The sequence below is a fragment of the Paenibacillus alkalitolerans genome, assembly GCF_016482785.1.
Taxonomy (GTDB): domain Bacteria; phylum Bacillota; class Bacilli; order Paenibacillales; family YIM-B00363; genus Paenibacillus_AE; species Paenibacillus_AE alkalitolerans.
This window is the reverse complement of the sequence record NZ_JAEMXM010000018.1, coordinates 81,291-104,050: the sequence shown is the minus strand read 5'-3', so window position 1 is coordinate 104,050 and position 22,760 is coordinate 81,291. Positions and strand designations below refer to the sequence as shown.

The window sequence follows — 22,760 nt, the reverse complement described above, 5'->3', positions numbered from 1 at the left end:
GCAGGAGACCGCGGGTTCGAATCCCGTCAGCTCCGCCATTATTTATTTAACTGTGAGTTTAGGGATGAGAACCCTTTGGGTTCGTCGGAGCATTCGCTTCGATAGCGAAACATTGCAGTCTCGTCAGCTCCGCCATTTTCTTTTTCCACCATGAATTACAGCTTTGCTTTTTACAAAGACTATTATATAATGTAATTCCGTCACCGTTGTCGANGATGAGAACCCTTTGGGTTCGTCGGAGCATTCGCTTCGATAGCGAAACATTGCAGTCTCGTCAGCTCCGCCATTTTCTTTTTCCACCATGAATTACAGCTTTGCTTTTTACAAAGACTATTATATAATGTAATTCCGTCACCGTTGTCGAGGCTTGGTAGCTCAGTCGGTAGAGCAAAGGACTGAAAATCCTTGTGTCGGCGGTTCGATTCCGTCCCAAGCCACCATTACCATCCATCATGCCGCTGTAGCTCAATTGGTAGAGCAACTGACTTGTAATCAGTAGGTTGGGGGTTCAAGTCCTCTCGGCGGCACCATGTATTGCTTTGGAGGATTAGCGAAGTGGCCAAACGCGGGAGACTGTAAATCTCTTCTCTTACGAGTTCGGTGGTTCGAATCCATCATCCTCCACCATTTTAGGGGCATAGTTTAAAGGTAGAACAGCGGTCTCCAAAACCGTTAGTGTGGGTTCAATTCCTGCTGCCCCTGCCAGTAATATCATCATTTTGGCGGTCGTGGCGAAGTGGCTAACGCATCGGATTGTGGCTCCGACATTCGGGGGTTCAATTCCCCTCGATCGCCCCATAACCTTCATTGGGGATTAGCCAAGCGGTAAGGCAACGGACTTTGACTCCGTCATTCCCAGGTTCGATCCCTGGATCCCCAGCCATTTTATGCGGACGTGGCTCAGTGGTAGAGCATCGCCTTGCCAAGGCGAGGGTCGTGGGTTCGAATCCCATCGTCCGCTCCATTTCACTTTTTGGCGCCATAGCCAAGTGGTAAGGCAGAGCTCTGCAAAAGCTTTATCCCCAGTTCGAATCTGGGTGGCGCCTCCACAAACAAACAACACTGCCGGCCGGGGTGGCGGAATGGGCAGACGCACAGGACTTAAAATCCTGCGATAGGTGACTATCGTACCGGTTCAAGTCCGGTCCTCGGCACCAACAAATTGAATATGTGCCCTTAGCTCAGCCGGATAGAGCGTTTGACTACGAATCAAAAGGTCAGGAGTTCGAATCTCTTAGGGCACGCCATTATTTTCATACATGCCGGTATGGCGGAATTGGCAGACGCGCGCGACTCAAAATCGTGAGGGAAACCGTGGGGGTTCAAGTCCCTCTACCGGCACCATATGTTTTTACAGCTTACAGTAATCTGCTGTACAGTATTTGTTGACGATTTTACATGCCGGTATGGCGGAATTGGCAGACGCGCGCGACTCAAAATCGTGAGGGAAACCGTGGGGGTTCAAGTCCCTCTACCGGCACCATATGTTTTTACAGCTTACAGTAATCTGCTGTACAGTATTTGTTGACGATTTTACATGCCGGTATGGCGGAATTGGCAGACGCGCGCGACTCAAAATCGTGAGGGAAACCGTGGGGGTTCGAGTCCCTCTACCGGCACCAAACATAAACAGTTCGCAGCCTTGAGCATCGATAATGATGCCCAAGGCTATTTGTGTTAGTTCGTAACCGGAATTTCGACGATGCCGACCGGAGGAGGCGAAATGACGCCAGGCTCAAAAATGAGCACAGCTTTCCCGTTGCAATCACGTCATCATCATGGACATGGAGCGGTTGGTCCGAACTTTTATTTCGGTTGTATAGGTGCTTGGGTTGGGTTCGCAAGGCTCTATTGCTTTTGCCGGGAAGATTTTGCTGCCGTATGCTACAATAATCGATAGCCTCATATATTCCAATATCAACGGTTATCGGTGCGGTTTGAACGGAGGGCAGACGATGATTGCGGTTAGGGAGCGAATCGGCAGCGTCAAGGCAAAGCAAATATACTCTTTAATTAGAAAATATAGAACGGTGTCGAAACAGTTTTTGCAAGAGCAAAGCGGAATGAAGGGAAGCACGCTGACACGGCTTCTTGAAGATATGGCACAAGAAGGATGGATCCAGGAAACCGGATTCGGTGAATCGACCGGCGGCCGGCGGCCCATACTATACCAAGCGCATCCGGAGCAAGCATTCGTGTTCGGGCTCGACATATCGCGCATACATTCGCGCTTGGTGCTTTGCGATATGCATTTTCGCAAAAGGGATTCCAGGGTATGGAAAATGACGCCGAATACGACGCCTGAGGTATTGATTGAGCATATGACCGAAGCGATGGCGGATATGCTGAAGATCCACAATATCGAACATACCCGGTTGCTTGGCGTCGGCGTCGGGTCGGTCGGTCCTTTGGACCGTGTCGGAGGCATTATAACCGATCCGCTGTATTTTCCGTCTCCAGGCTGGAAGAACGTTCCTGTATGCGAAATGATTTCGAAACGGCTGAACGTTCCGTGCGTGCTCGACAACGGAGCGAATGCGGCTTTGCTTGCGGAATATTGGGTGGACGATCCCGGGCAGCGTTGCGAGCACGTACTTTATATTCACGGCGGAATCGGTTTGCGTTCGGCTATGCTCTCCAACGGCAAGCTCGTCTACGGCGCAGTCGATATGGAGGGGGCCGTCGGCCAGATGATCATTCAAACGGACGGTATCGCGCACCGCGAGCCGCAGGGCAACATAGGGTGTCTGGAGTCTTATGCATCCATCTACGCATTGGAGCAAGCGGCGATTTCACGAATTAAGCAAGGACGTGACACCGTGCTCCGTCAATTGGCGGGCGGATACGATCAATTGTCCTTTTCTCACTTGGTGGAAGCGCTTGAGACAGGCGATCCGCTTACTACCGAACTGTTCGCGCAATCGGCAACGTATTTCGGCATCGGACTGGCCAACATGCTTAATATGCTGCATCCGGAAAAGGTGATTTTCGGAGGGCCTTTATTTAATGCGCAAGATTTATATTTCGATGTGGCCACCCGCATCGCGATTAAGAATACTTATTATTACCCGGCTTACCAGGTTCAGTTTAGCCGCGGTCGGCTTGGGGAAGAGGCCCTGGCCATCGGGGCCGCGGTAATGATGGCTGAGCAGTTGACGGTGTGATCGAACGAATACCCTTCCTTCTCGTTCCCAATTGATGACATAGGCGTTAAGCTTGTGCTTTTCAAGCCGGTCATTGAATAGAATGATAGGGAAGGGAGGGGTACTTGTGGAGTTTCAAGCTTATGACATAGCGCTCGTGCCGATTATCGTTGGCTTGGTCGGGGTTGCCCGGACCGCAGGTTTGCCCGCACGTTGGCTGCCTCTTCTCGCCGTTGTGCTCGGTCTCGTTTCGGGTTTTGTATATATTGCTCCGGATGAACCGCAAAAGGCTGTGTTATCCGGTGTCGTAATGGGATTGAGTGCAATAGGGGCTTGGTCCGGAACAAAAAATACGATCCAAAGCCTGCGAAGCAAAAAGTAGAACGAAGCTTTCCATTGTACGCAAAAACCGCCCGTTACGAGCGTTTCTCGTGACGGGCGGTTTTCTGTCGACTTTATTAGCACACGAAAAATACACGGGAGACGATCACCAATAAGATGAAAAGCACGAGAATGACTCCCGTAGACGTAAATGCACCGACCGCAGTCATGAGACCTCCTCCTTCTTACTGTAATATTCTGCGGATACCGGCCTAGTTAGAAGACTCCGAAGATACCGCTGCGCAGAATGATGACCAACAGGATGAACAGCACGAGGATTGCGCCTGTGGAAGTGAATGCACCGAAACCTGCTCCTACACCTGACATTGAGCGACACCCCCTTAATCTGAAGTCAATACCAACATATTCGGACAGTGAGTATGCGGATTGGACGGATGACCCGGCTTAGCCCTATTTTTGGAACTATCGCCTGCATTGGGGAAAACCCGGAATTTTTCTCCGGTCTAACGCCGTCCCCGCCTTAGGTCCAGTCATAAAAACCGTCACCGGTCTGTTTTGGCGGCTCATGAAATCTCCTAAACTATAAACATGAACACCATACAATGTAGCAAAAAGAAACGGAGTGAAAGAAGCCATGAAGTGGAACGGGAAAATGGGCTTGGGGATTGCGCTGATTGCCGTAGGCGGATTGTTCTTGTTAAGCAAGCTCGGTCTTCCGACAGGCAACTTGCTGCATGCGATCATACCGGCCGCAATGGTGCTGCTCGGATGGTACGGGATTAAGCACGGGCGATCGACAATCGGTTGGATCGTGCTAACGATCGGATTGATCGGCCTGATTGGGATGCTTTCCGGATGGATTGCGGTGCTGTTGCCGATCGCTCTGATTTGGGCCGGCTGGTCCTTGCTGAAGAGCCGAAGCAAAGCATATTAAAGAAGGGAGATGCACATATGGGCATTATGAAGAGAGTAAGAGACATAACAATTGCAACATTGAACGATCGTTTGGAGCATGCGCAGGATCCGCTTCGAGTCATTGACGGATTTTTGGCTGAAATGGCGAACGCCATCCGTCAGACGGAAGCGTTGTACCGCCAATGCGCCGCGCATACCGCCAGCATGAGGAGCCAATACTTAGCCGCCGAATCGCTCGCCGACAAACGCGAACGGCAAGCCATGACGGCATTGAAGGCCGGTGAAGACGGCATCGCCCGGGCCGCGCTCGCCGAGAAGGTGTTGGAGGATGAGAAGAAGGAAGGATTCCGCAACTTGTACGAGCAGAGCCGTCTGTCGACGATGGAACTGCAAGAGCAGCTCAACGCGCTGCAGAGAGATTATCAGGAAGCATACCACAAGCGGCAATATTATTTGGCTCGGGTTGAGACGCTTCGGCTGCAGCAGCAGTTGACCGAACGCAGCCGTCAGTACGGTACTCACTCCGGAGGAGTTTGGTTCGATCGGTTGGAAGACCGCATCCGCGACATGGAATTTGAAGCGGCCACCCTGCGGGATGTTCGCAACGGGACGAGCGCGGGCAGCGTATACGCCGCGAGAAACGAGAACGATGGAGTGGATCAGGCTTTAGCGGAAATGAAGAGAAAACTGGAAGAAAGCGAGGGCATGCGATGAAAACGATCTATCGATCGCACCGCGATAAGAAGCTGTTTGGGGTGTGCGGCGGTTTGGCCGAGGCATTCGGGATCGATTCGACCATCCTTCGTCTGGTAACGGTTGTCGCGACGATTTTCTCGAGCGGAGCGGTGATACCGGTTTATATAATAGCGGCGCTCGTCATGCCGCGCGACCCTATGTTTCAGCCGCACGTACAACCGAATATGAACGGGTACCGGCACGGTTGGGGACACGGTCATAACGGCCAAGGGCATCATGGCAATCATGGCCATTACGGCCACCAACAGCCGCCTTTCGGACAAACGACGCACGGCCAATACGGCCCGAACGCCGGAAGCGCCGCGGGCGCCGATCTGGACGGAATGATGAACGACTTGGAGAAAAAAGCGCTGCAAAAAGAAATTGAACAGTTAAAAGCGAAATTGGCCAAAATAGAAAATAACAATAAGGGAGATGTGTAACAATGGGAGTATTCAAAAGAGTGAAAGAAATGACTGTAGCGTCGATCAATGATTTGCTGGACAAAGTGGAAGATCCGGTGGTGATGCTTAATCAATATTTGCGCGATATGGAAGAGGAGATCGCATCGGCTGAAGTGACGGTCGCCAAGCAAATGGCGAGCGAGCGCAAGTTGAAGGAGCGTCTTCACGAAGCAAAGCGCTCCGGCGAGACGCTTCTGGCGAAAGCGGAAGAAGAGCTGCAGGAAGGCCGGGAAGCAACGGCTAGAGCCGCTCTTGAAGAAAAGCTGCGTTACGACGAGAAAATCGCCGATCTGGAAAAAATGCACACACAAACGAAGGAACATGCAGGAGAATTGCTGTCCCAGCTTCACGGGATGAAAGAAGAGTTTTACAAGATGCGGAATAAGCGCAATGAGCTGGTTTCCCGCGCACAGCTTGCAAAAGCGAGAAAACAAGTTGCGCAAGCGGCGTCGGTGCATTCGATCGACGGCGGCAGCGCGGCAAGAGGGTTTAGCCGCATGGAAGAGAAGATTATGCAGTTGGAGGCGGAAGCGGAAATCTCGCAATTCCCATACGGCGCACCGGCGGCGTTAGCCAACGGTGTCAAGAATGAGCAGGTCGAGTCCCAGCTGGAAGAGCTGAAGCGGAAATTATCCTCCGGCTCCGAACAATAACCTGAATAGGAGTTTTCCGAAGGAAACCCTCCACGGAAAATTGATGTGGGACAGTTGACGGAAATATGATATAAAAGGCCATAGGGGTTTTGCGGATGTTTCCGCAGAAAGAACCGCTATGGCTTTTTGCAGCTAAGAATGGGAGGAGGGTGCCGGATATGGAGCGAAGCAATCGCAACACGGCCATGTTTTTCATAGGAGCGGGATTGTATTTAGCCATCGGGGCGGTCGCCGGATATCTCACGGCCAGCGCGTTGCTGTTGGCGGCTCTGGGATTCGCGCTCCTTCGTTCTTCCGGCAACTCCGAACAGGGTAAACGATCGGCTTATGTGGTGTTCGCCATCGCCGGATTCGTGCTGATCGCCAATCACTGGCTGTTCATGCTCGGTTTAGCGGCGGCAGGCATCGGTTGGTATTTTATCAAGACAAAAGGCGAAACCCGGCAGGGGGTCAAATTCGTAAAACAAAGTATAGTTGAAAGTGTGAGATGGGAAAAGGATGAACCGTGGGTGCTCGAATCGACGGATATTACCGTCGCGGTCGCAGAAGTGCGGATCGACTTGACGAAGGCTCTATTGGAACAGAAAGATACGCAAGTGAATTTGCAGGGAGTGATCGGAGACATCGATGTGATCGTTCCTGAAGATATCGGATTGTCGGTGAACGCTTCCGTCCTTCTCGGGCAAATTCAAGTGGCAGGAGAGAAGGGCGCCGGGGCGATGAACCGTCTCGTGTGGCGTTCTCCGAACTTTGAGAGCGCGGAGCACCGGATATTGCTCAATATTTCTTACGCGGTAGCGGATGTCGACGTGAAGGTGCTGTAGAGGGGGGCGAAAATGGGACCTAAATTAACGAGTATCATGTGGCGGACAATGGGGGAAGCGATTTTGCTCAGCCTTGCGCTCTTCGCGGTCGTTGCGCTATCGATGCACGGATTTCAACTTCTCCGCCCGACACAGTGGACCATCGGCATCCGGTTTACCGCAACGACGCTGCTGATTGTTACAACCGTAGGCGCAGCCTACGGGTTTTGGCAAAGCCACCGGCTCAACGCCCGGCTGGAGGCGCTGCGCGAGGCGATGTTATATATGGAGAAGGGCAATTTCGCGCGTCCGATTCCGAGACTTGGCGAAGACGAAATCGGAAGGCTTGCGGAGCAGCTGGGCAGGATTAGCAGCAAGTGGGAAGAGCAAGTGACAAGCTTGCAGCGGCTGTCGACGCATAATGCGGAGCTGGCCGAGAAAGCGCGGTATTCGGCGGTTATCGACGAACGCCAACGTTTGGCCCGCGAATTGCACGACGCGGTTTCCCAGCAGCTGTTCGCGATATCGATGACGGCAACCGCGCTGGGACGAACGCTCGAACGGGATGTGGAGAAGGCGAAACGGCAAGTATCCTTAATCGAGGAAATGTCGTCGGTCGCCCAATCGGAGATGAGAGCGCTGCTGCTCCACCTGCGGCCGGTGCACCTTGAGGGCAAACGATTTACGGTTGCGCTGAGAGAGCTGCTGCAGGAGCTGACGGCCAAGATGCCGATTCATATTGCATGGGAGATGGACGACGACGTGCGCATGGCGAAGGGCGTTGAGGACCAATTGTTCCGCATCGTTCAGGAGGCGCTGTCGAATACCCTCCGGCACTCCCGCGCCGACCGGCTTGAGATGAAGCTGCACCGGCGCCTTGACGGGGTTCGGCTAAGCATTCGGGATAACGGCGTGGGCTTTGAGTTGGATGAGAAGAAACAAACGTCTTACGGTCTTCTTTCAATGGGCGAACGGGTCAACGAGATCGGCGGGTTTTTGAACATTGTAACCGCACCTGGGAAAGGGACGAAAATCGAAATTCGAGTTCCTGTAATGGTGGAAGGGGAAGAAGGGCATGACGGTAAACTTACCGGTGAAGGTGTTGTTGGTTGACGATCATGAGATGGTGCGCATCGGACTTGCGGCTGTATTGGGCACCGAGGAAGGGATCGAGGTCGTCGGCGAAGCGTCTAACGGCAACGAAGGCTTGCGCCTCGCGCAGGAATATCGGCCGGATGTCGTATTGATGGATCTTGTGATGGACGGAATGGACGGCATTGAGACGACGAGGCGGCTGCTTGAAGTACACCCGGATTGCAAAGTGATCGTCCTAACCAGCTACATTGACGACGAGAAGCTGTATCCGGTCATAGAAGCGGGCGCGTTCAGCTATTTGTTGAAGACATCGCGCGCAAGCGAAATCGCCTCCGCCATCCGTGCCGCGGCAAACGGGCAGCCGGTGTTGGAGTCGCGGGTCGCTTCCAAGATGATGAACCGCTTCCGCCAACCAAAGGCGGCCGCAGCGCCGCACGACGAGCTGACGGAACGCGAGATGGAAGTTCTGAAGTTGATTGCCAAAGGAAAATCCAATCAAGAAGCGGCTGATGAATTATACATCGGCATCAAAACCGTCAAGTATCACGTTACCAACATCCTCGCCAAGCTTGGAGTGGAAGACCGGACGCAAGCGGCGATTTATGCGGTAAAGAACGGATTGGCCGATTGAAAATAATATCATAAAGTACCGGAGAGAGACAGCCGTCCATACATCCGCCGTCTATTTCGCATAGGGTAATACATACCCCATGAAGGCACAAGGACGGTGGAGGAATGATCCGCAAGCGGAATCCATCTAAAGACGACAGAGCCATCTTCGGATTGATTCGGCGGGAACTCATTCCGTTAAATCCGCCGGAGCTGCAATTCGGAGATCATTCGGATCGGCAGCTGCTGAAGCGGCTGAAGCGGGGAATTACGTACGTATGGTCATCTTCGGGCACGGAGCCCGCATCGGCGTTCATTACGTTCATCCCGCGCGGCTCCACGATGTTTGTCGACTTGTTGGCGGTACACCCGAAGCTTCGCGGTTCGGGAGTCGGTTCCGCATTAATGAAGAAAGCGGAATGGCACGCATGGTCGCTCGGTTGCCGCCGCGTGCAATTATATGTGAATGAAAGCAATATGACCGGACTGCGGTTTTACATGAAAAACCGGATGTCGGTCGTTCGTTACGAAACTATATTGCGAAGTTACCTGATGGATAAACCGATCGGATAACGAAGAGCCTCTCCTTTGCCGAAGAGGCTCGATGCGCCGGCGGGGCGAAGCCTACGGAAACAAGGCGAACAGCAATGCGATTTTTTCGAGCTCGATCGCTTTGTATTCCGCAGGCGGAATGTACGGTGCCAGCGGCGCCGCAGGGCTCTGCGCAGGCGACAGCCCAATCGCGGCCGTCTTAGCCGTATTGTCCTGCTTTACGCTTATGCGTGCCCCTCTTTTCTTCGCTTTCTTCTTTAAAGTTTCCGCTTTTGTTTGTTGCTTAAGCAAGTGTCCGTTTAAAATCAGCTTTCCGCGTTCGCAGCCGGTGACGGTTCCATAATGATGCGAACCGTCATGCAGTACGGCGCAGACATGCTTGTTTACAAAGCGCGGAATTTGATTTTCCGTGACCGGATGTTGGACGTGCATCCCAATGAACACCTCCTGACGATTTACCACCACTGTATTCACCCAGTTCCGGCGTTGGTTGGACTCGGGACAAAAAACCACAGCCCATTTTTCATAGGCTTATCTCCCGGCTTACATAGCATTATGAGGTTCGATTATGCTACACTTATAGTATCGCTATGGGATCCATAGCCAATTTCGAACGAAAGAATGATGCCGCTTGGACCGTAATTTGGAAGGAGCCGTAATCTTGTTATTCGGAGCGACGGGCGATTTGGCCCGGCGCAAACTATATCCGGCCATCTACAGCCTGTATCGCGAAGGCAAATTGTCGGACAAATTTGCAGTGATCGGCGTAGCTCGCCGCAGCCGGACCGACGAGAAATTCCAAGACGACGTTCTGGAATCGATTCGGGAATTTGCGCGGCATAAACCGGAAAGCGATGAAACGTGGAGCCGTTTCGCCGAACATTTCCGTTACGTATCGCTTGATATACATGATGTCAATGCGTTTAAAGAATTGCGCATCGTTGCGGACGGATTGGATGACCGTTTCGGCATCGGGGGCAATCGATTGTATTACCTTGCGCTTGCGCCGGAGTTGTTCGGGGACGTGTCTCACAACCTGAAGGGAGGAGGCCTGCTGGATTCGGAAGGTTGGAACAGGCTTGTCATCGAGAAGCCGTTCGGCTACGATTTGGCTTCCGCAGAGAAGTTGAACGAGGTCATCAGAGAAGTGTTCCGGGAGGAAGACATATACCGGATCGACCATTACCTCGGGAAGGAAATGGTCCAGAACATCGAGGTCGTCCGCTTTACGAACGCATTCTTTGAGCCGATCTGGAACAACAAATACATAAACAACATCCAAATTACGCTTAGCGAGACGGTTGGCGTTGAAGAGCGGGGCGGTTATTACGATTCGGCCGGCGCTCTTCGGGACATGGGGCAAAACCATATGCTCCAGATGGTTACGATGATGGCCATGGAGCCTCCCGGAGTGCTTCATCCCGAAGCGGTCCGCGACGAGAAAGTGAAAGTGCTTAAGAGCATGCGGCTGTATAAAGACGCTGCGGACGTGAGGCGCAACGTCGTCCGGGGCCAATATACGTCCGGAAGCGTGAAGGATAAAGAGGTCCCCGGCTACCGCAACGAAGAGAAAGTGAACCCGGAATCGAAGACCGAAACGTATTTTGCGGCGAAGGTGTATGTCGACAATTTCCGCTGGGCAGGAGTGCCGTTTTATGTGCGGACGGGCAAACGTCTCCCTGTGAAGGCGACGGAGGTCGTCGTAGAGTTCAAGAACGTTCCGGACAATGTATACTTGGCGAGCAAGTACAGTCTGCAGCCGAATTTGCTCGTGTTCCGCGTTAATCCGATGGAAGGCATCTACGTTAAGTTTAATGCGAAGGCGCCCGGTTCCGACGGTGCCATCCAGCCGGTGGCGATGGATTTTTGCCAATCCAGCGGGGTCGGCATCAATACTCCTGAAGCGTATGAGCGGCTTCTGAGCGATGCGATTCGCGGCGATTCCACTTATTTTACCCGTTGGGACGAGGTATCCTCCGCTTGGCGTTTCGTCGATGTCATCGCCGACGCATGGAAGGAATCGCCGGACGATCTCGAGTTTTATCGCGCCGGCACGTGGGGGCCCGAAGGCGCGTCAAAGCTGCTCGAAGCGGAAGGCAATCGGTGGTGGCCGGTGAACGGCCAGCGGGATGAAGATACGGTACGTGTTTGCAGCGAAGAGGCAACCTGAGGTTGCCCGCGATGACGAGTTTGTGTAGCAAAGGAGGTTGACCCTAAACCGATGTTGAACGGACGAAAATTATACGATATATCCATGACGATTAACGAAGGCATGCAAGTGTACAAAAACAAAGAAGAAAAGAAACCGGAGCTGCGCAACATGTCGAACCATCGGACGGGCTCCGTATACGAGACCCGCATCGGGATCGACGCGCACTGCGGGACGCATTTGGACGCGCCGCTTCATATGCTGGACGGAGGGGCGACGATCGATACCATTCCGCTTGAGCGCCTTGTTTCAAGTGCTCAAGTGGTCGACCTGACGCATGTGTCCGGAGGCATAAGCAGATCGGATCTTGAAGCGCTGGACATCGGGGATTCCGAGTGGCTGCTCTTGAAGACACGCAACTCTTTCAGCGAACAATTCGATTTCGAATTCATCTATTTAACGGCTGACGGCGCTCAATATGTGATTGAGAAGGGCATTCGAGGGGTAGGTACAGACGGATTGGGGATCGAGCGGTCACAGCCCGAATATCCGACGCACCGCTCTTTGATGCGCAGCGGCGTGCTCATTCTGGAAGGGCTTCGCTTGAAAGACGTGCATCCCGGAGTGTACGATTTCGTGCTCGCGCCTTTAAAGCTCGAGGGGATTGAGGCTGCTCCGGCGAGGGCGTTTTTGATCGGGTAGCGACGGAAAACAATGGAGGGGGCGATTTTCAAGCGCGCCCCTCTTTTTCGTGTATAATGTATGAAGCGAATATGTATATGGAAGGACAAAAGACTGAAATGAGCAAAACATTGGGAACGGAACTGTCAAAAGAAGTGTCGAAGAGGCGAACATTCGCCATTATTTCCCACCCGGACGCGGGGAAAACGACCTTAACCGAAAAGCTGCTGCTATTCGGAGGCGCCATCCGGTTAGCCGGAACCGTCAAAGGGAGAAAGGCCGGGAAATTTGCGACGTCCGACTGGATGGAAATCGAGAAGCAGCGCGGTATTTCGGTGACATCGAGCGTCATGCAGTTCGATTATCAAGGCAAGAGGATCAATATTTTGGATACGCCCGGCCACCAAGACTTCAGTGAAGACACGTACCGCACATTGACGGCGGCGGATTGCGCTGTCATGTTGATCGACTCCGCCAAAGGGGTGGAGGCGCAGACGAAGAAATTGTTCCAGGTTTGCCGGATGCGCGGCATTCCGATTTTTACATTCATCAACAAACTTGACCGGGAAGGCAGGGATCCGTTCGAGTTGTTGGAAGAGCTGGAGGAGGTTCTCGGCATCCGCTCGTATCCGATGAATTGGCCGATTGGGCAAGGCAGAAGCTTGCGGGGAGTATATGACCGGCTCCAATCCCAGATGGAATTGTTCCAAGGAGACGACCACTCCGCCATAGCTCTCCGCCCGGTGGAAGGATATGACGATCCGGCGGTTATAGAAACGGCGGGCGACGATCTGTACCCGAAATTGCGGGAGGACCTGGAGCTGCTGGAGGTGGCCGGCGACGAATTCGATCTGGAGAAAGTGTCCCGCGGAGAGTTGACCCCGGTCTTCTTCGGCAGCGCCATTAATAATTTCGGCGTGCAGACGTTTCTTGAAAACTTCCTGCTTCTGGCTCCCGAACCGGCGCCTCGCAAAAGCACGGCCGGGGAGATCGATCCGAGTGAGAGCAAGTTCTCGGGATACGTGTTTAAAATTCAAGCGAACATGAATCCGGCTCACCGGGATCGCGTCGCATTTTTGCGCATCGTATCCGGCAAATTCAGCCGCGGTATGGCGGTGAAGCATGTCCGCGTCGGCAAAGAAATCAAACTCTCGCAGCCGCAGCAATTCCTTGCACAGGATCGCGATATCGTGGAAGAAGCTTTTCCGGGGGACATTATCGGCTTGTTCGATCCCGGCATCTTCAGGATCGGCGATACGTTATCGGAGCGCAGCGACATCGAATTCGACGAGCTCCCCACTTTCTCGCCGGAGCTGTTCTCCAAAGTCGTTGTAAAGAACGCGTTAAAGCATAAGCAATATCAGAAGGGCGTCGATCAGTTGACGGAAGAAGGCACCATTCAAGTGTTCAAGACGACAGGCTTTGAGGATACGATTTTAGGCGTTGTCGGTCAGCTTCAATTCGAAGTGTTCGAGTATCGGATGAAGAACGAATACAACGTAGATATCGAGCTTCAACGCCAACCGTATCAATTTGCCCGCTGGGTCGTCGGCGAGAATGTGGATCCGGGCAAGTTCCGCGTAAACTCGCAGCTATGCCTCGACAAGAAAGGGAATTTCGTCGCATTATTCGACAGCGAATACGCGATGCGCGCGGCGATGGAAAAAAATCCGTCGATTACGTTCCTTGAGACAGCCCCGTGAAGGGGCCGTCCTTTTTGAATAGTTCGAAAGTAGCATTTTAGAATCTCTCGATAAATTCTGAAACTGCTATTTTCATAGTATGGAACAATATGGTATACTGTGAGCATGGGTCTTTTCAAAGATTGTATGAAAAGAGTGATGGGTATGATGATGACGGTGCTCCGCGTGCACCCGAATGGTTCGGAGGAACTAGCTTGTATCAGCTTGCAGGATGTCGACTATATGGAAATCGAAGGGCGGAAAATAGTATACCACGCTAACAACCAGAAATTCAGGCACATTTCGACATTGTCGGAGATGGAAGAGTGTTTGTCCAAGTTCGGTTTTGACATGTTGGACAAGACCAATCTTGTTAACTTGAACAAGGTGGCTTCATTTGACGAGACACAGGGCAAAGTGTTTTTCGAAGAACCCGCCAACCCGTGGAGCAAATACGCTACCGTAGCACTTATCAAGCAAAAGCTGATTCGCAAAGAGATGATCCAGTCGGCAACTGCGCATATTCGCGAGGTGTTGAAGCGGATTAAAGGCGAAGAAGTAAACCGACGCGAAGCGAACGCTTAGCGTGATTTTAGACCGCACCGGAAACGGTGCTTTTTTGTTGGCTCCGCGCAGCGGTGACTTTTTCCTCTGCACCGCCGGATTCGGCGAATTGAGGCAATTGCAGAGGAAAGTTTTGCCGATGCAGCAATAAACGAGACGGCATTCGAGCATATTCGAGTGCTGCAGCGGCAATTATTAGCTTTGGAACAACATACGATAATTCGGGACTAAAGGCCCTCCTGGTTACGGTACCAAACGAGCGTCTAACGGTTCGCATTATTCCTTGGGAAAATTCGCTTTCAACGTTGAAACGAGCTTGTTCTTCGTATCTTCATCGATATTTTGCCAAATAATCTCAAATAAAACGCCAAGCCCGGGCAACGTCCTTTCGTCGTTCCCAATCGCGTCTTCAATGGTGTTCATGAACTCATCTTCGCTCATCGGCAGCATCTTTTGATAAATCGCTTGTCGTAAGGTTAAAATCATTTACAAAACCTCCGGAATGTGCATTGAGAATAGTATGGACATGCTGTATGCGATTCATGCGGAGCAGGATACGGAAAGGAAATCGGTCAATGGATGAAGGGATTCGGTCGTTAAACAACGAGCAAGTGAAGCAATGGGCGGCCCTGCAAACGAAAAAAGGACGCGATAAAAGCGGGACTTTCCTCATCGAAGGAGCGCATGTTGTCGGAGAAGCGTTTCACAGCGGCGCGAAAGTGGACACCATACTTTACATTCCGGGTTCGCCGGCCGTTCGTGAATTGGGCGGTTCCGGGCTCGGATTCGGCCCGGAACAACAATCCGGGGGAGCCCGTTGGGTGCCGGTGTCCGACGCCGTGATGGCCAAAGTGGCGGATGCGCAAACTCCCCAAGGCGTAGCCGCTGTCGTGAAGATGCCCGATTACGGCTTCGAGCCGCTGCTCGCCGCCGCGCAGAACGGGCTTTTCGTAGCTGTCGACGCGGTACAGGACCCGGGGAATTTGGGGACGATCATTCGGTCGGCGGACGCTGTCGGAGCAACCGCCGTACTTGTCGGCAAAGGTTCGGCAGACGTGTATAATCCTAAGACGGTCAGGTCAACGATGGGCTCGCTGTTTCATGTTCCGGTCGTTCCTTGCAATCTCGCGGACGTTCTTCCAATCGCTCGTTCCAGCGGCGTGAAAGTGATTGCGGCGTCGCTCGGCGCGACGCATACGTGTTTCGATGCCGATTACGCCGGAGCCGTTTGCTTTCTCGTCGGCAACGAAGGGGCCGGCGTTTCGGCGGAATTGCTGGCGATGGCCGACGAAACCGTCATTATCCCGATACCGGGGCGCGCCGAATCGTTAAACGTGGCGATGGCCGCCACAGTGTTGTTATACGAAACGGTCCGGCAGCGCCTGGTTTACAACACAAAAAAATGATTGCTGTGCCAAAAGTCCGATGTAATACGATTCATGCGGGGACAGCCCATTGCTTCATTGAGGGCTCCCTTTTTTTATGCTATTTTGCAGAACGGCTGAATTGAAATGAACAAGACTCTCCTGTCAAGAGGAGGGTCTTGTCGTATATTTATATAAAAAGCCGCATACGGGTCTGAAAAAAGTCGCATTCATCTCATGTTATACTGTTCTGGAAGGGGGCATCTCCGATGACCGGGTTGCGGCAGCTATGGAGCAGTGTTTTCGTCAAGTTTTCCGGTGCGTTCATTGTGGTAGGCATGATCCCGCTCTTCGCGCTCAGCTTGTTTTCGTTGCAAACGTTTACCGGGCACGTGCAGAAGTACACCGTAAATAACTTGACGCAGATGACACTGTATATGAGTTATAACTTGAACAATGCATTTAATCACTATAATGAAATCACGAAACTGATGTATAACAGCAAAAACAACGGGACTACGGAAAGCACCTTGGTTAGTCAAAGCTTTTACGTAGACCAGTTGGAGCAAATCAATCAAATTCCGATCGAGGACTTCTTAAAGACGGTGCTGTACAGCGACCCCTATATTCGCACCGCCTTTTTCGTCCGACAGTCAGACAAGAAGCTTTATTATCAAACCCGCGAAGGAAATGCATTGCTGACGGATCGATTGCCTATCGATACTTGGCTCTTGCCGCTGCAAGAGAACCCCACAAGACTGGCGGTGCACTTAACCCATTCGATGAAATATGTGTTCAATTCCCAACGGAATGTCATTACTTTCGGACGCAGCTTGATCGATATTTCAGGGCCGGTCACACCGGACCGGAAAGTGGTAGGCGCGTTATTCATAGATGTCGACAGCCGTATTTTCTATGATATGTTCAGAGAGCTGAATTTGGGTGACAACGACGAGCTCTATGTGCTTGACGGGAATGATTTTGTATACCACAGCAATAAAGAGGAGATCATCGGCGCGAGGCGGCCGGTTTCCGGTTTAACCGACAGCGACAAATTCGTAATCAGCGAAAGGCTGTCTTTCCTCAATGGACGCGTCGTCCTGAGGATATCCAAGAACGATCTGTTCGAGCAGCTGACATCGACGCAATCTGCCGTATATGTCGCCATTGCGATATGCGTATTCGTATTGATAGTGATGGGCGGATGGTTTTCCAAGCGGTTGGCGGAGCCGATCAGGGTGATCATCAAACAGATGGCGAAGGTGGAGTCCGGAAATTTGGAAACGCAAGTCGCGAAGTACGGCAACGACGAAATCGGGAGGCTGGCCCACGGCTTCAATCGGATGGTCGAGCGCTTGAACAATTTTATCCATGAAGCGTACATTGCGGAGCTCGGCAGGAAGCAAGCGGAACTGAACGCGTTGAAAAGCCAAATCCGTCCGCATTATCTGTACAATACTTTAGAAGTGATTCGCATGAACGCAGTACATAACGACGACTCTGAAGTGGCCGATATGATCCTTTCTTTGTCCAATCAGCTGAAATACGTGATCGACTACGGAGAAGACTGGGTATCGATCCGCAGGGAATTGGATCACCTGCACGATTATTTCTACATTATCGGCGTCCGCTTTGAAAACCGGATCGAGCTGCGCGTTGACGTCGCTTCCGGCGTCGATCCGGAGTGGCAAATTTTAAAGCTGTCGCTGCAGCCGATCGTCGAAAACGCGATTCAGCACGGCATTCGTCCGAAGGGCGGCAAAGGTAAGGTCTGGTTGACGATAGAGACGATAGATGAGGACTTAACGGTCACAGTTTATGACGACGGCGTCGGTATCGACGAGGAAAGCTTGGCGGACTTGAACGCGAGGATCGACGATCCGAAGACGGCGGTCAAGGGCGTTGGGATGAAAAACGTCCATGAACGAATCAAATCGGTATGCGGTGATAATTACGGATTGGAAATCAGCAGCAAGAAGCATATCGGCACCTCGGTGCGGATGCGGTTTCCGATCCGGAAGGAGGCGGCAAGGCATGGCGATACGAGTCATACTGGCGGATGACGAACCGCTTATTATTAAAGGTTTGCGAAAGCTGATCGATTGGGAAGCGCTCGGCATGGATATCGTGGCGCAGGCGTACGACGGACATGAACTGATGGAGGCAATCGAAACGCACAAACCCGACATAGCGATCAGCGATATAAGCATGCCGCACAGGTCCGGCATCGACATTATCAAGGAAATCAAACGGCGTTCGCTGCCTGTCAAAGTCATCTTCATCAGCGCGTATCAGGAGTTTTCGTATGCGAAGGATGCCGTCGCCTACGGGGCTGTGGATTATTTGGTGAAGCCGCTCGTCAAGCGGGAGCTGGAGAACGTGCTGATCAAAACAGTCTCGCTGCTTCGGCAGGAGGATGAGCAGGTAAGGCAGAAGGACAAGCTCCAGCTGCTGGAACGGAGAAGCCGGAACGAGGAGATGCGGGATTGGTTCGTTCGGCTGACGGACGGAACATTATCCGAACAAAGCGAAGCTTACCGGACGATAAAAGCGGAATTTTACGGTCCGTTCCATTCGATAGGGGTCGTGGATATTGAAGGCATCGGAGGCGAGTCGGAGAGATGGCGCGATCAGGAAAAGAAGCTGGTCGATTTCGCCGTGGAGAATATATTGACCGAACTATTATCGGGCTATGGCCGAGGGCAAATGTTTTATAAAAATAAAAGGCATATGTATGCCGTCGATCATGCCGACCCCGAGGAAGCGATCCGGCTGGCTGAAGTCATCCGGGAAAAAATCGGCTCCTATCTGAAGCTGGAAGCCTCCATCGGCCTCGGTCGGCCCGTGCCCGATATCGCGCTGCTCGTTCAATCGTGCCGTGAAGCCGAGCAAGCTTTGTCGATGAAGTATTTCCTCGGATTGAACCGCATTATCGTGTATCACGAGCACGAGCAGAAGAGGGATGTCGAAAGCGAATTGTATGCGCTTCGATCGGAGACGGTTCGCGGCTTCACCTCCAACGATTGGCAAGCGGCGAAGTCGGCGATGAAAAGCATGCTCGATACGATAGGTACCGCAGCGTACGGAAATCAGGCGCTTGCCGTCTCGACTTGCTTTTCGTCCGTGTTGTTCATCATTCAGGAAGTGAAAAATTCGGGAATCAGGCTGTCGGGCGGGGGATTCGACATTCATGACCTGCAAAGCCGGTTGAATCGGTTTGAAACGTTTGCGGCTATGAAGCAGGGCATCATGGGGATGCTGGAAGAACTTCATCATCGGATAGACGATAAGGCGGGGAATAAAGAAAAGCTGCTCATGGCGCGGATCAAACAATACATCGACGACCATTATGCGGAAGAAATCACATTGGATTCCGTCGCTTCGATCGCTTATATGAACCCCTATTATTTCAGCAGCTTCTTTAAGAAGCATACGATGCAAAATTTCAAGCAGTACGTGACGGAGGTGCGGATGAAGAACGCCGTGCGGCTTCTCACCACCACCGACATGATGGTGTACGAGATCGCGGAAAAAGTGGGCTACAACAATGCGCGTCACTTCAGCGACATGTTTAAGAAGATGTACGGTAAACTTCCTCTGGAATTCAAGCAGTCCGCAAAATCTTAAATATAGCGCATATGGGACTTAAAAAACTTCATTCAAACCGATCGGACGGGGTGCTATTCTTTAACTGAGTTAACAATAAGGGGAGGTTCATGCAGCATGACAAAAAAATCACTATTCGCGCTTCTTACGCTTGTCCTGGCATTATCCGTTTTCTTGACCGCATGCGGCGGCGGCAACAATGCAAACAATGCTTCAAATGACGAATCGTCCGAACAACAGCAGAGCAACACAAATAGTGACTCAGCGGGAGAAGAACCGGCTCCGCCGAAAGAGGTATCCTTCACAATCGGCTACGCTTCGGGCGATCCGGCTACCAGACAAGCGATGGCTAACGCGATCAAAGCGTTCGCGGATGCGAATCCGCACATCAAAATTAAGGACATTAGCGAGACCGGAACCGCTTCTTACCTGGATTGGCTGAAGACGAAAGACGCGGTTGGCGAATATCCGGACCTCGTTGAATTGCGCGACGTCCAAGTGTTCGTGGACGCCGGCCGGGTCGCCGAGCTGCCGTCCGATCTTCACGATATTTTCAAATCGTTGCCGGAATTGAACGGCAAAAAATACGTCGCGCCGATTGTCGGGAACGCGCCGCAAGGTATTATTTACAGCAAGAAGGCGTACGCCGATGCCGGCATAACCGAGCTTCCGAAAACATACGACGAGTTCATTGCCATTCAGGAAAAGCTCAAAGCGTCCGGCATCTCGCCGATCGTGGTAGGCGGCAAAGACATTTGGCACATGGGCTTCTGGCTTAACAAGTTTCTGATCGATCAAGTGTATGCCAACGATCCGCACTGGAATTCCAAACGGACGGCCAAACAAGTCAGCTTCACCGATGCCAACGTTGCGCAGGCCATGACCGACTATAAAGATTTGTTTACCAAGTACGTTGACAAAGGCTGGCTCAGCACGGCGGACAACCAAACCGCGTCCATTCTCGTAACGGGCAAGGCGGCGCAGCTGTTCTCCGGACCATGGATGTTTACGCAAATCAAGGAAGCGGACCCGAACTTCGAATTCGGTTTCTATGCGATTCCCGACCGGCAGGGCAATCTGATTGTCAACGGTTTGCCGACTTTGGCGGGTTGGTCCTTCTCGGCTGAAGCGTCGAAAGATGCGGACAAAGTTGAAGCGATGAAATCGTTCATCCGGTTCTTCTTCAGCAAGGAGCAGTATACGAAGTTCCTTGAAACCGCTAACGCTCTTCCGACCACTGCGGAACCGATCACATACGAATCGACCGAACAATTTGCGAAAGTGTTGGAGTATGTAAACGACCCGAATGTGAAGAAATCGCTCATGATCAACAACTGGTGGGGCGATGATGCAATTCCGCCGCAGTTCCGCAACTGGTATTACAAGTTGATGCAAGAGATGGTCGTGGAGAACGGCGACGTCACGGAATACATGAAGCGCGCGGACGCCGAATATGACAATCAAGTAATACAGAATCAAAAATAAGAAAAGCTTCTATCGAAGCACATTCAGTGAAGCGGATACGTCCTTTGTAGAGGAAGTTTAAAAGCAAGAGTACGTTCAATTTCGGAGCAACCTCTGCGCCAGCAGAGGTTCTCCTTATATTAGAACGGCTTTAAAGGGAAGGCAGGGAGAGAAAACCATGTTGGCAACGCGGCCTGTAAGGAAGAAAAGATGGTTCAACTATGCGTTTTGGTTTATTTTGCCGGCATTTGTACTTTATAGCGCGTTTGTAATCGCCCCCACGGCAAGCGCCGTCTGGCTGAGTTTTACATCATGGGACGGAATCAGCGACGACATCCGTTATATCGGCTTCAGCAATTTCATCGAAATTTGGCACAGCACCCGGGTGCATAATGCGCTGAAAAACACGCTTCTTATAACGATTGCTCTCGTGGTTTTGGAGAACGTATTGGCCATCATTCTCGCTATGCTCGTGGACAAAGTTCGTTGGTTCCGCAACATTTTCCGCAGCGTGTTTTACTTTCCGGTGCTGATGAGCGGCATCGTTATGGGATTTATTTGGGTAATCATATTGAATTACAACTTCGGCGTCGTTAACCAATTCCTCGATAAGATAGGTTTATCGGCTTGGAAGATGGATTGGCTCGGCGACCCGAAGATGGCTCTGATCTCCATTATTTTTTCCACGGTGTGGAAAGCGGCCGGATACTACATGGTCATTTATTTGGCCGGCATTCAAGGCATTCCGCAGGAATTGACCGAAGCGGCCAGCATCGACGGCGCGAACGGTTGGCAGCAGTTCCGCTATATCACATTTCCGCTGCTCGCTTCCGCGATGACAGTATGCGTGATGCTCTCCATGATCGGGTCACTGAAAATATTCGACCAGATCGCCGTAATGACCGATGGCGGTCCGGGCTTCGCGACCGAGACGTTAACTTATATCATATATAAAGTCGGCTTCGGGGAGCTCAGACAAGGGTTCGGTACGGCGCTCGCGATCGTGCTGTTCCTGATTACGCTCATTTTCTCCCTTATTCAGATAAAGGTGCTCCGGAAGAGGGAGGTGCAATATTAAGCGATGCGAAAAAAGAGGCACTTCTTGGATATATTAATTTTTAGCGTTACGCTGGTGCTCGCCGCCGTATTTTTCTTTCCGATATTTTTCAATCTCATCTCGGCTTTCAAGAGCAACGGGGAGATTTTGCGCGATGCGATCGCGTTTCCGCAAGGCCTGTATTTGGAAAGCTTCAAGTATTTGGTGACGGAGACCGATTATCCCCTGGCAATCTTAAACAGTGCGATTTTAACCTTTTTGTCCATTATATTTATGATTCTCGTCATTCCGATGGCGGCTTATGCGATCGAGCGAACGAACAAGAAATGGACGAACGGCGTATTCATTTACTTCTTGTTCGGCTTGATGATCCCGTTCCAAGTCTATATGATTCCTCTGATCAAGGAATTGAAAATGATCTACTTGTACGGCAGGTTAGCCGGACCCATTGTGATATATATTTCCGGATCGGTTGGCTTCGGCGTGCTTTTATATACAAGCTTCCTGAAAGGCGTTCCGAGGGAAATCGAGGAGTCCGCGGAAATCGACGGCTGCAGCAAAACGGGGATATTTTGGAAAATCGTCTTCCCGCTGCTTGGACCGTGTACGGCAACGATGGTTGTGCTGCAGGGACTTGGAATATGGAACGACTTTCTGATGCCGATGCTGGTTCTCCCGTCGGGCGAACCGAAAACGATGATTGTCGAAATATTCTACTATGTCGGCGAATTCACGTCCCGTTGGGATATGATATTCGCCGGGACGACGATGTCCATCGTGCCGGTGCTCGCGGTGTTCCTGGCGCTGCAAAAGTATTTTGTGAAAGGTGTCGCCACCGGGGCCATAAAGGGATAGGCCGCCGCCCGCCTTGAGTAATCGCCC

Annotated in this window: 24 protein-coding genes and 13 tRNA genes; 33 read left to right on the top strand and 4 right to left on the bottom strand. The window is 51.9% G+C overall.

Features of this window, described 5'->3' with window-relative positions; translation table 11 throughout:
• Positions 1-364 precede the first annotated feature (364 nt).
• From JET16_RS22525 to JET16_RS22455, 15 genes are all read left to right on the top strand, one after another.
• A tRNA-Phe gene (locus tag JET16_RS22525) sits at positions 365-440 on the top strand.
• Between the two features lie 14 nt (positions 441-454).
• Positions 455-530: transfer RNA gene (locus JET16_RS22520), tRNA-Thr, on the top strand.
• A gap of 11 nt (positions 531-541) precedes the next feature.
• Positions 542-627: transfer RNA gene (locus JET16_RS22515), tRNA-Tyr, on the top strand.
• A gap of 4 nt (positions 628-631) precedes the next feature.
• A tRNA-Trp gene (locus tag JET16_RS22510) sits at positions 632-705 on the top strand.
• A 17-nt stretch (positions 706-722) separates the two neighbouring features.
• Positions 723-798: transfer RNA gene (locus JET16_RS22505), tRNA-His, on the top strand.
• Between the two features lie 10 nt (positions 799-808).
• Positions 809-883: transfer RNA gene (locus JET16_RS22500), tRNA-Gln, on the top strand.
• A gap of 6 nt (positions 884-889) precedes the next feature.
• A tRNA-Gly gene (locus JET16_RS22495) sits at positions 890-964 on the top strand.
• Between the two features lie 11 nt (positions 965-975).
• Positions 976-1,049, top strand: a tRNA-Cys gene (locus tag JET16_RS22490).
• Positions 1,050-1,068: 19 nt separating this feature from the next.
• A tRNA-Leu gene (locus JET16_RS22485) sits at positions 1,069-1,157 on the top strand.
• Positions 1,158-1,170: 13 nt separating this feature from the next.
• Positions 1,171-1,247 (top strand) — tRNA-Arg (locus tag JET16_RS22480).
• 14 nt (positions 1,248-1,261) lie between these two features.
• Positions 1,262-1,344, top strand: a tRNA-Leu gene (locus JET16_RS22475).
• Between the two features lie 56 nt (positions 1,345-1,400).
• A tRNA-Leu gene (locus JET16_RS22470) sits at positions 1,401-1,483 on the top strand.
• Positions 1,484-1,539: 56 nt separating this feature from the next.
• A tRNA-Leu gene (locus JET16_RS22465) sits at positions 1,540-1,622 on the top strand.
• A gap of 333 nt (positions 1,623-1,955) precedes the next feature.
• Positions 1,956-3,164 (top strand): ROK family protein, encoded by a 1,209-nt coding sequence (locus JET16_RS22460; protein ID WP_199620659.1) that lies wholly within the window; start codon positions 1,956-1,958, stop codon positions 3,162-3,164.
• Between the two features lie 106 nt (positions 3,165-3,270).
• Positions 3,271-3,525: a hypothetical protein gene (locus JET16_RS22455; RefSeq protein ID WP_199620656.1), complete on the top strand. Its 255-nt coding sequence runs from the start codon at positions 3,271-3,273 to the stop codon at positions 3,523-3,525.
• Between the two features lie 76 nt (positions 3,526-3,601).
• Here the strand turns inward: JET16_RS22455 and JET16_RS30255 are convergent, their stop codons facing one another.
• The gene (locus JET16_RS30255; RefSeq protein WP_233532060.1) at positions 3,602-3,694 is read right to left on the bottom strand and encodes a YjcZ family sporulation protein; all 93 of its coding nucleotides are present in this window, start codon (positions 3,692-3,694) and stop codon (positions 3,602-3,604) included.
• Positions 3,695-3,740: 46 nt separating this feature from the next.
• The gene (locus JET16_RS30250) at positions 3,741-3,851 is read right to left on the bottom strand and encodes a YjcZ family sporulation protein (RefSeq protein WP_233532058.1); all 111 of its coding nucleotides are present in this window, start codon (positions 3,849-3,851) and stop codon (positions 3,741-3,743) included.
• A 268-nt stretch (positions 3,852-4,119) separates the two neighbouring features.
• Between JET16_RS30250 and JET16_RS22450 the strand changes: the two genes are divergently transcribed.
• From JET16_RS22450 to JET16_RS22415, 8 genes are all read left to right on the top strand, one after another.
• The gene (locus JET16_RS22450; RefSeq protein ID WP_199620654.1) at positions 4,120-4,419 is read left to right on the top strand and encodes a LiaF transmembrane domain-containing protein; all 300 of its coding nucleotides are present in this window, start codon (positions 4,120-4,122) and stop codon (positions 4,417-4,419) included.
• A gap of 17 nt (positions 4,420-4,436) precedes the next feature.
• Entirely contained in the window at positions 4,437-5,114 is a 678-nt protein-coding gene (locus tag JET16_RS22445) for a PspA/IM30 family protein (RefSeq protein ID WP_199620651.1), read from the top strand.
• The gene (locus tag JET16_RS22440; protein ID WP_199620649.1) at positions 5,111-5,578 is read left to right on the top strand and encodes a PspC domain-containing protein; all 468 of its coding nucleotides are present in this window, start codon (positions 5,111-5,113) and stop codon (positions 5,576-5,578) included. Before JET16_RS22445 ends, JET16_RS22440 begins: the two co-directional genes overlap by 4 nt.
• Before the next feature lie 2 nt (positions 5,579-5,580).
• Positions 5,581-6,252 (top strand): PspA/IM30 family protein, encoded by a 672-nt coding sequence (locus JET16_RS22435; RefSeq protein WP_199620646.1) that lies wholly within the window; start codon positions 5,581-5,583, stop codon positions 6,250-6,252.
• 158 nt (positions 6,253-6,410) lie between these two features.
• Complete coding sequence (gene liaF, locus JET16_RS22430) at positions 6,411-7,076, top strand: cell wall-active antibiotics response protein LiaF (RefSeq protein ID WP_199620643.1); 666 nt, start codon at positions 6,411-6,413, stop codon at positions 7,074-7,076.
• Positions 7,077-7,088: 12 nt separating this feature from the next.
• The gene (locus JET16_RS22425; RefSeq protein WP_199620640.1) at positions 7,089-8,168 is read left to right on the top strand and encodes a sensor histidine kinase; all 1,080 of its coding nucleotides are present in this window, start codon (positions 7,089-7,091) and stop codon (positions 8,166-8,168) included.
• Complete coding sequence (locus tag JET16_RS22420) at positions 8,131-8,781, top strand: response regulator (RefSeq protein WP_199620637.1); 651 nt, start codon at positions 8,131-8,133, stop codon at positions 8,779-8,781. The genes JET16_RS22425 and JET16_RS22420 overlap by 38 nt, the downstream gene beginning before the upstream one ends.
• Before the next feature lie 104 nt (positions 8,782-8,885).
• Complete coding sequence (locus JET16_RS22415) at positions 8,886-9,332, top strand: GNAT family N-acetyltransferase (RefSeq protein ID WP_199620635.1); 447 nt, start codon at positions 8,886-8,888, stop codon at positions 9,330-9,332.
• A 51-nt stretch (positions 9,333-9,383) separates the two neighbouring features.
• Here the strand turns inward: JET16_RS22415 and JET16_RS22410 are convergent, their stop codons facing one another.
• Positions 9,384-9,743 carry a hypothetical protein gene (locus JET16_RS22410; protein ID WP_199620634.1) on the bottom strand — a complete coding sequence of 120 codons (360 nt, stop codon included), beginning with the start codon at positions 9,741-9,743 and terminating at the stop codon, positions 9,384-9,386.
• Between the two features lie 211 nt (positions 9,744-9,954).
• Between JET16_RS22410 and zwf the strand changes: the two genes are divergently transcribed.
• The 4 genes from zwf to JET16_RS22390 all read left to right on the top strand — a co-directional run bounded on the left by zwf (position 9,955) and on the right by JET16_RS22390 (position 14,408).
• Positions 9,955-11,481 (top strand): glucose-6-phosphate dehydrogenase, encoded by a 1,527-nt coding sequence (gene zwf / locus JET16_RS22405; RefSeq protein ID WP_199620683.1) that lies wholly within the window; start codon positions 9,955-9,957, stop codon positions 11,479-11,481.
• Positions 11,482-11,532: 51 nt separating this feature from the next.
• Entirely contained in the window at positions 11,533-12,162 is a 630-nt protein-coding gene (locus tag JET16_RS22400; RefSeq protein ID WP_199620633.1) for a cyclase family protein, read from the top strand.
• A 98-nt stretch (positions 12,163-12,260) separates the two neighbouring features.
• The gene (locus JET16_RS22395; RefSeq protein ID WP_199620632.1) at positions 12,261-13,844 is read left to right on the top strand and encodes a peptide chain release factor 3; all 1,584 of its coding nucleotides are present in this window, start codon (positions 12,261-12,263) and stop codon (positions 13,842-13,844) included.
• 144 nt (positions 13,845-13,988) lie between these two features.
• Positions 13,989-14,408: a LytTR family transcriptional regulator DNA-binding domain-containing protein gene (locus tag JET16_RS22390; protein WP_199620631.1), complete on the top strand. Its 420-nt coding sequence runs from the start codon at positions 13,989-13,991 to the stop codon at positions 14,406-14,408.
• Positions 14,409-14,663: 255 nt separating this feature from the next.
• Here JET16_RS22390 and sspI read toward each other — a convergent pair whose 3' ends face one another.
• A complete protein-coding gene (sspI, locus tag JET16_RS22385; protein WP_199620629.1) occupies positions 14,664-14,873 on the bottom strand; it encodes a small acid-soluble spore protein SspI in 210 nt (69 codons plus the stop codon).
• 89 nt (positions 14,874-14,962) lie between these two features.
• Here sspI and JET16_RS22380 point away from each other — a divergent pair, with 89 nt between their 5' ends.
• From JET16_RS22380 to JET16_RS22355, 6 genes are all read left to right on the top strand, one after another.
• A complete protein-coding gene (locus JET16_RS22380; protein WP_199620626.1) occupies positions 14,963-15,793 on the top strand; it encodes a TrmH family RNA methyltransferase in 831 nt (276 codons plus the stop codon).
• Between the two features lie 227 nt (positions 15,794-16,020).
• The gene (locus JET16_RS22375) at positions 16,021-17,814 is read left to right on the top strand and encodes a cache domain-containing sensor histidine kinase (RefSeq protein WP_199620624.1); all 1,794 of its coding nucleotides are present in this window, start codon (positions 16,021-16,023) and stop codon (positions 17,812-17,814) included.
• Entirely contained in the window at positions 17,786-19,378 is a 1,593-nt protein-coding gene (locus tag JET16_RS22370) for a response regulator (protein ID WP_199620621.1), read from the top strand. The genes JET16_RS22375 and JET16_RS22370 overlap by 29 nt, the downstream gene beginning before the upstream one ends.
• A 96-nt stretch (positions 19,379-19,474) precedes the next feature.
• Positions 19,475-20,842 carry an ABC transporter substrate-binding protein gene (locus JET16_RS22365; protein ID WP_199620618.1) on the top strand — a complete coding sequence of 456 codons (1,368 nt, stop codon included), beginning with the start codon at positions 19,475-19,477 and terminating at the stop codon, positions 20,840-20,842.
• A 157-nt stretch (positions 20,843-20,999) separates the two neighbouring features.
• On the top strand, positions 21,000-21,899 hold the full coding sequence (locus JET16_RS22360) for a carbohydrate ABC transporter permease (protein ID WP_199620616.1): 900 nt from the start codon (positions 21,000-21,002) through the stop codon (positions 21,897-21,899).
• Positions 21,900-21,902: 3 nt separating this feature from the next.
• On the top strand, positions 21,903-22,733 hold the full coding sequence (locus tag JET16_RS22355) for a carbohydrate ABC transporter permease (protein WP_199620614.1): 831 nt from the start codon (positions 21,903-21,905) through the stop codon (positions 22,731-22,733).
• The last annotated feature ends 27 nt before the right edge of the window (positions 22,734-22,760 follow it).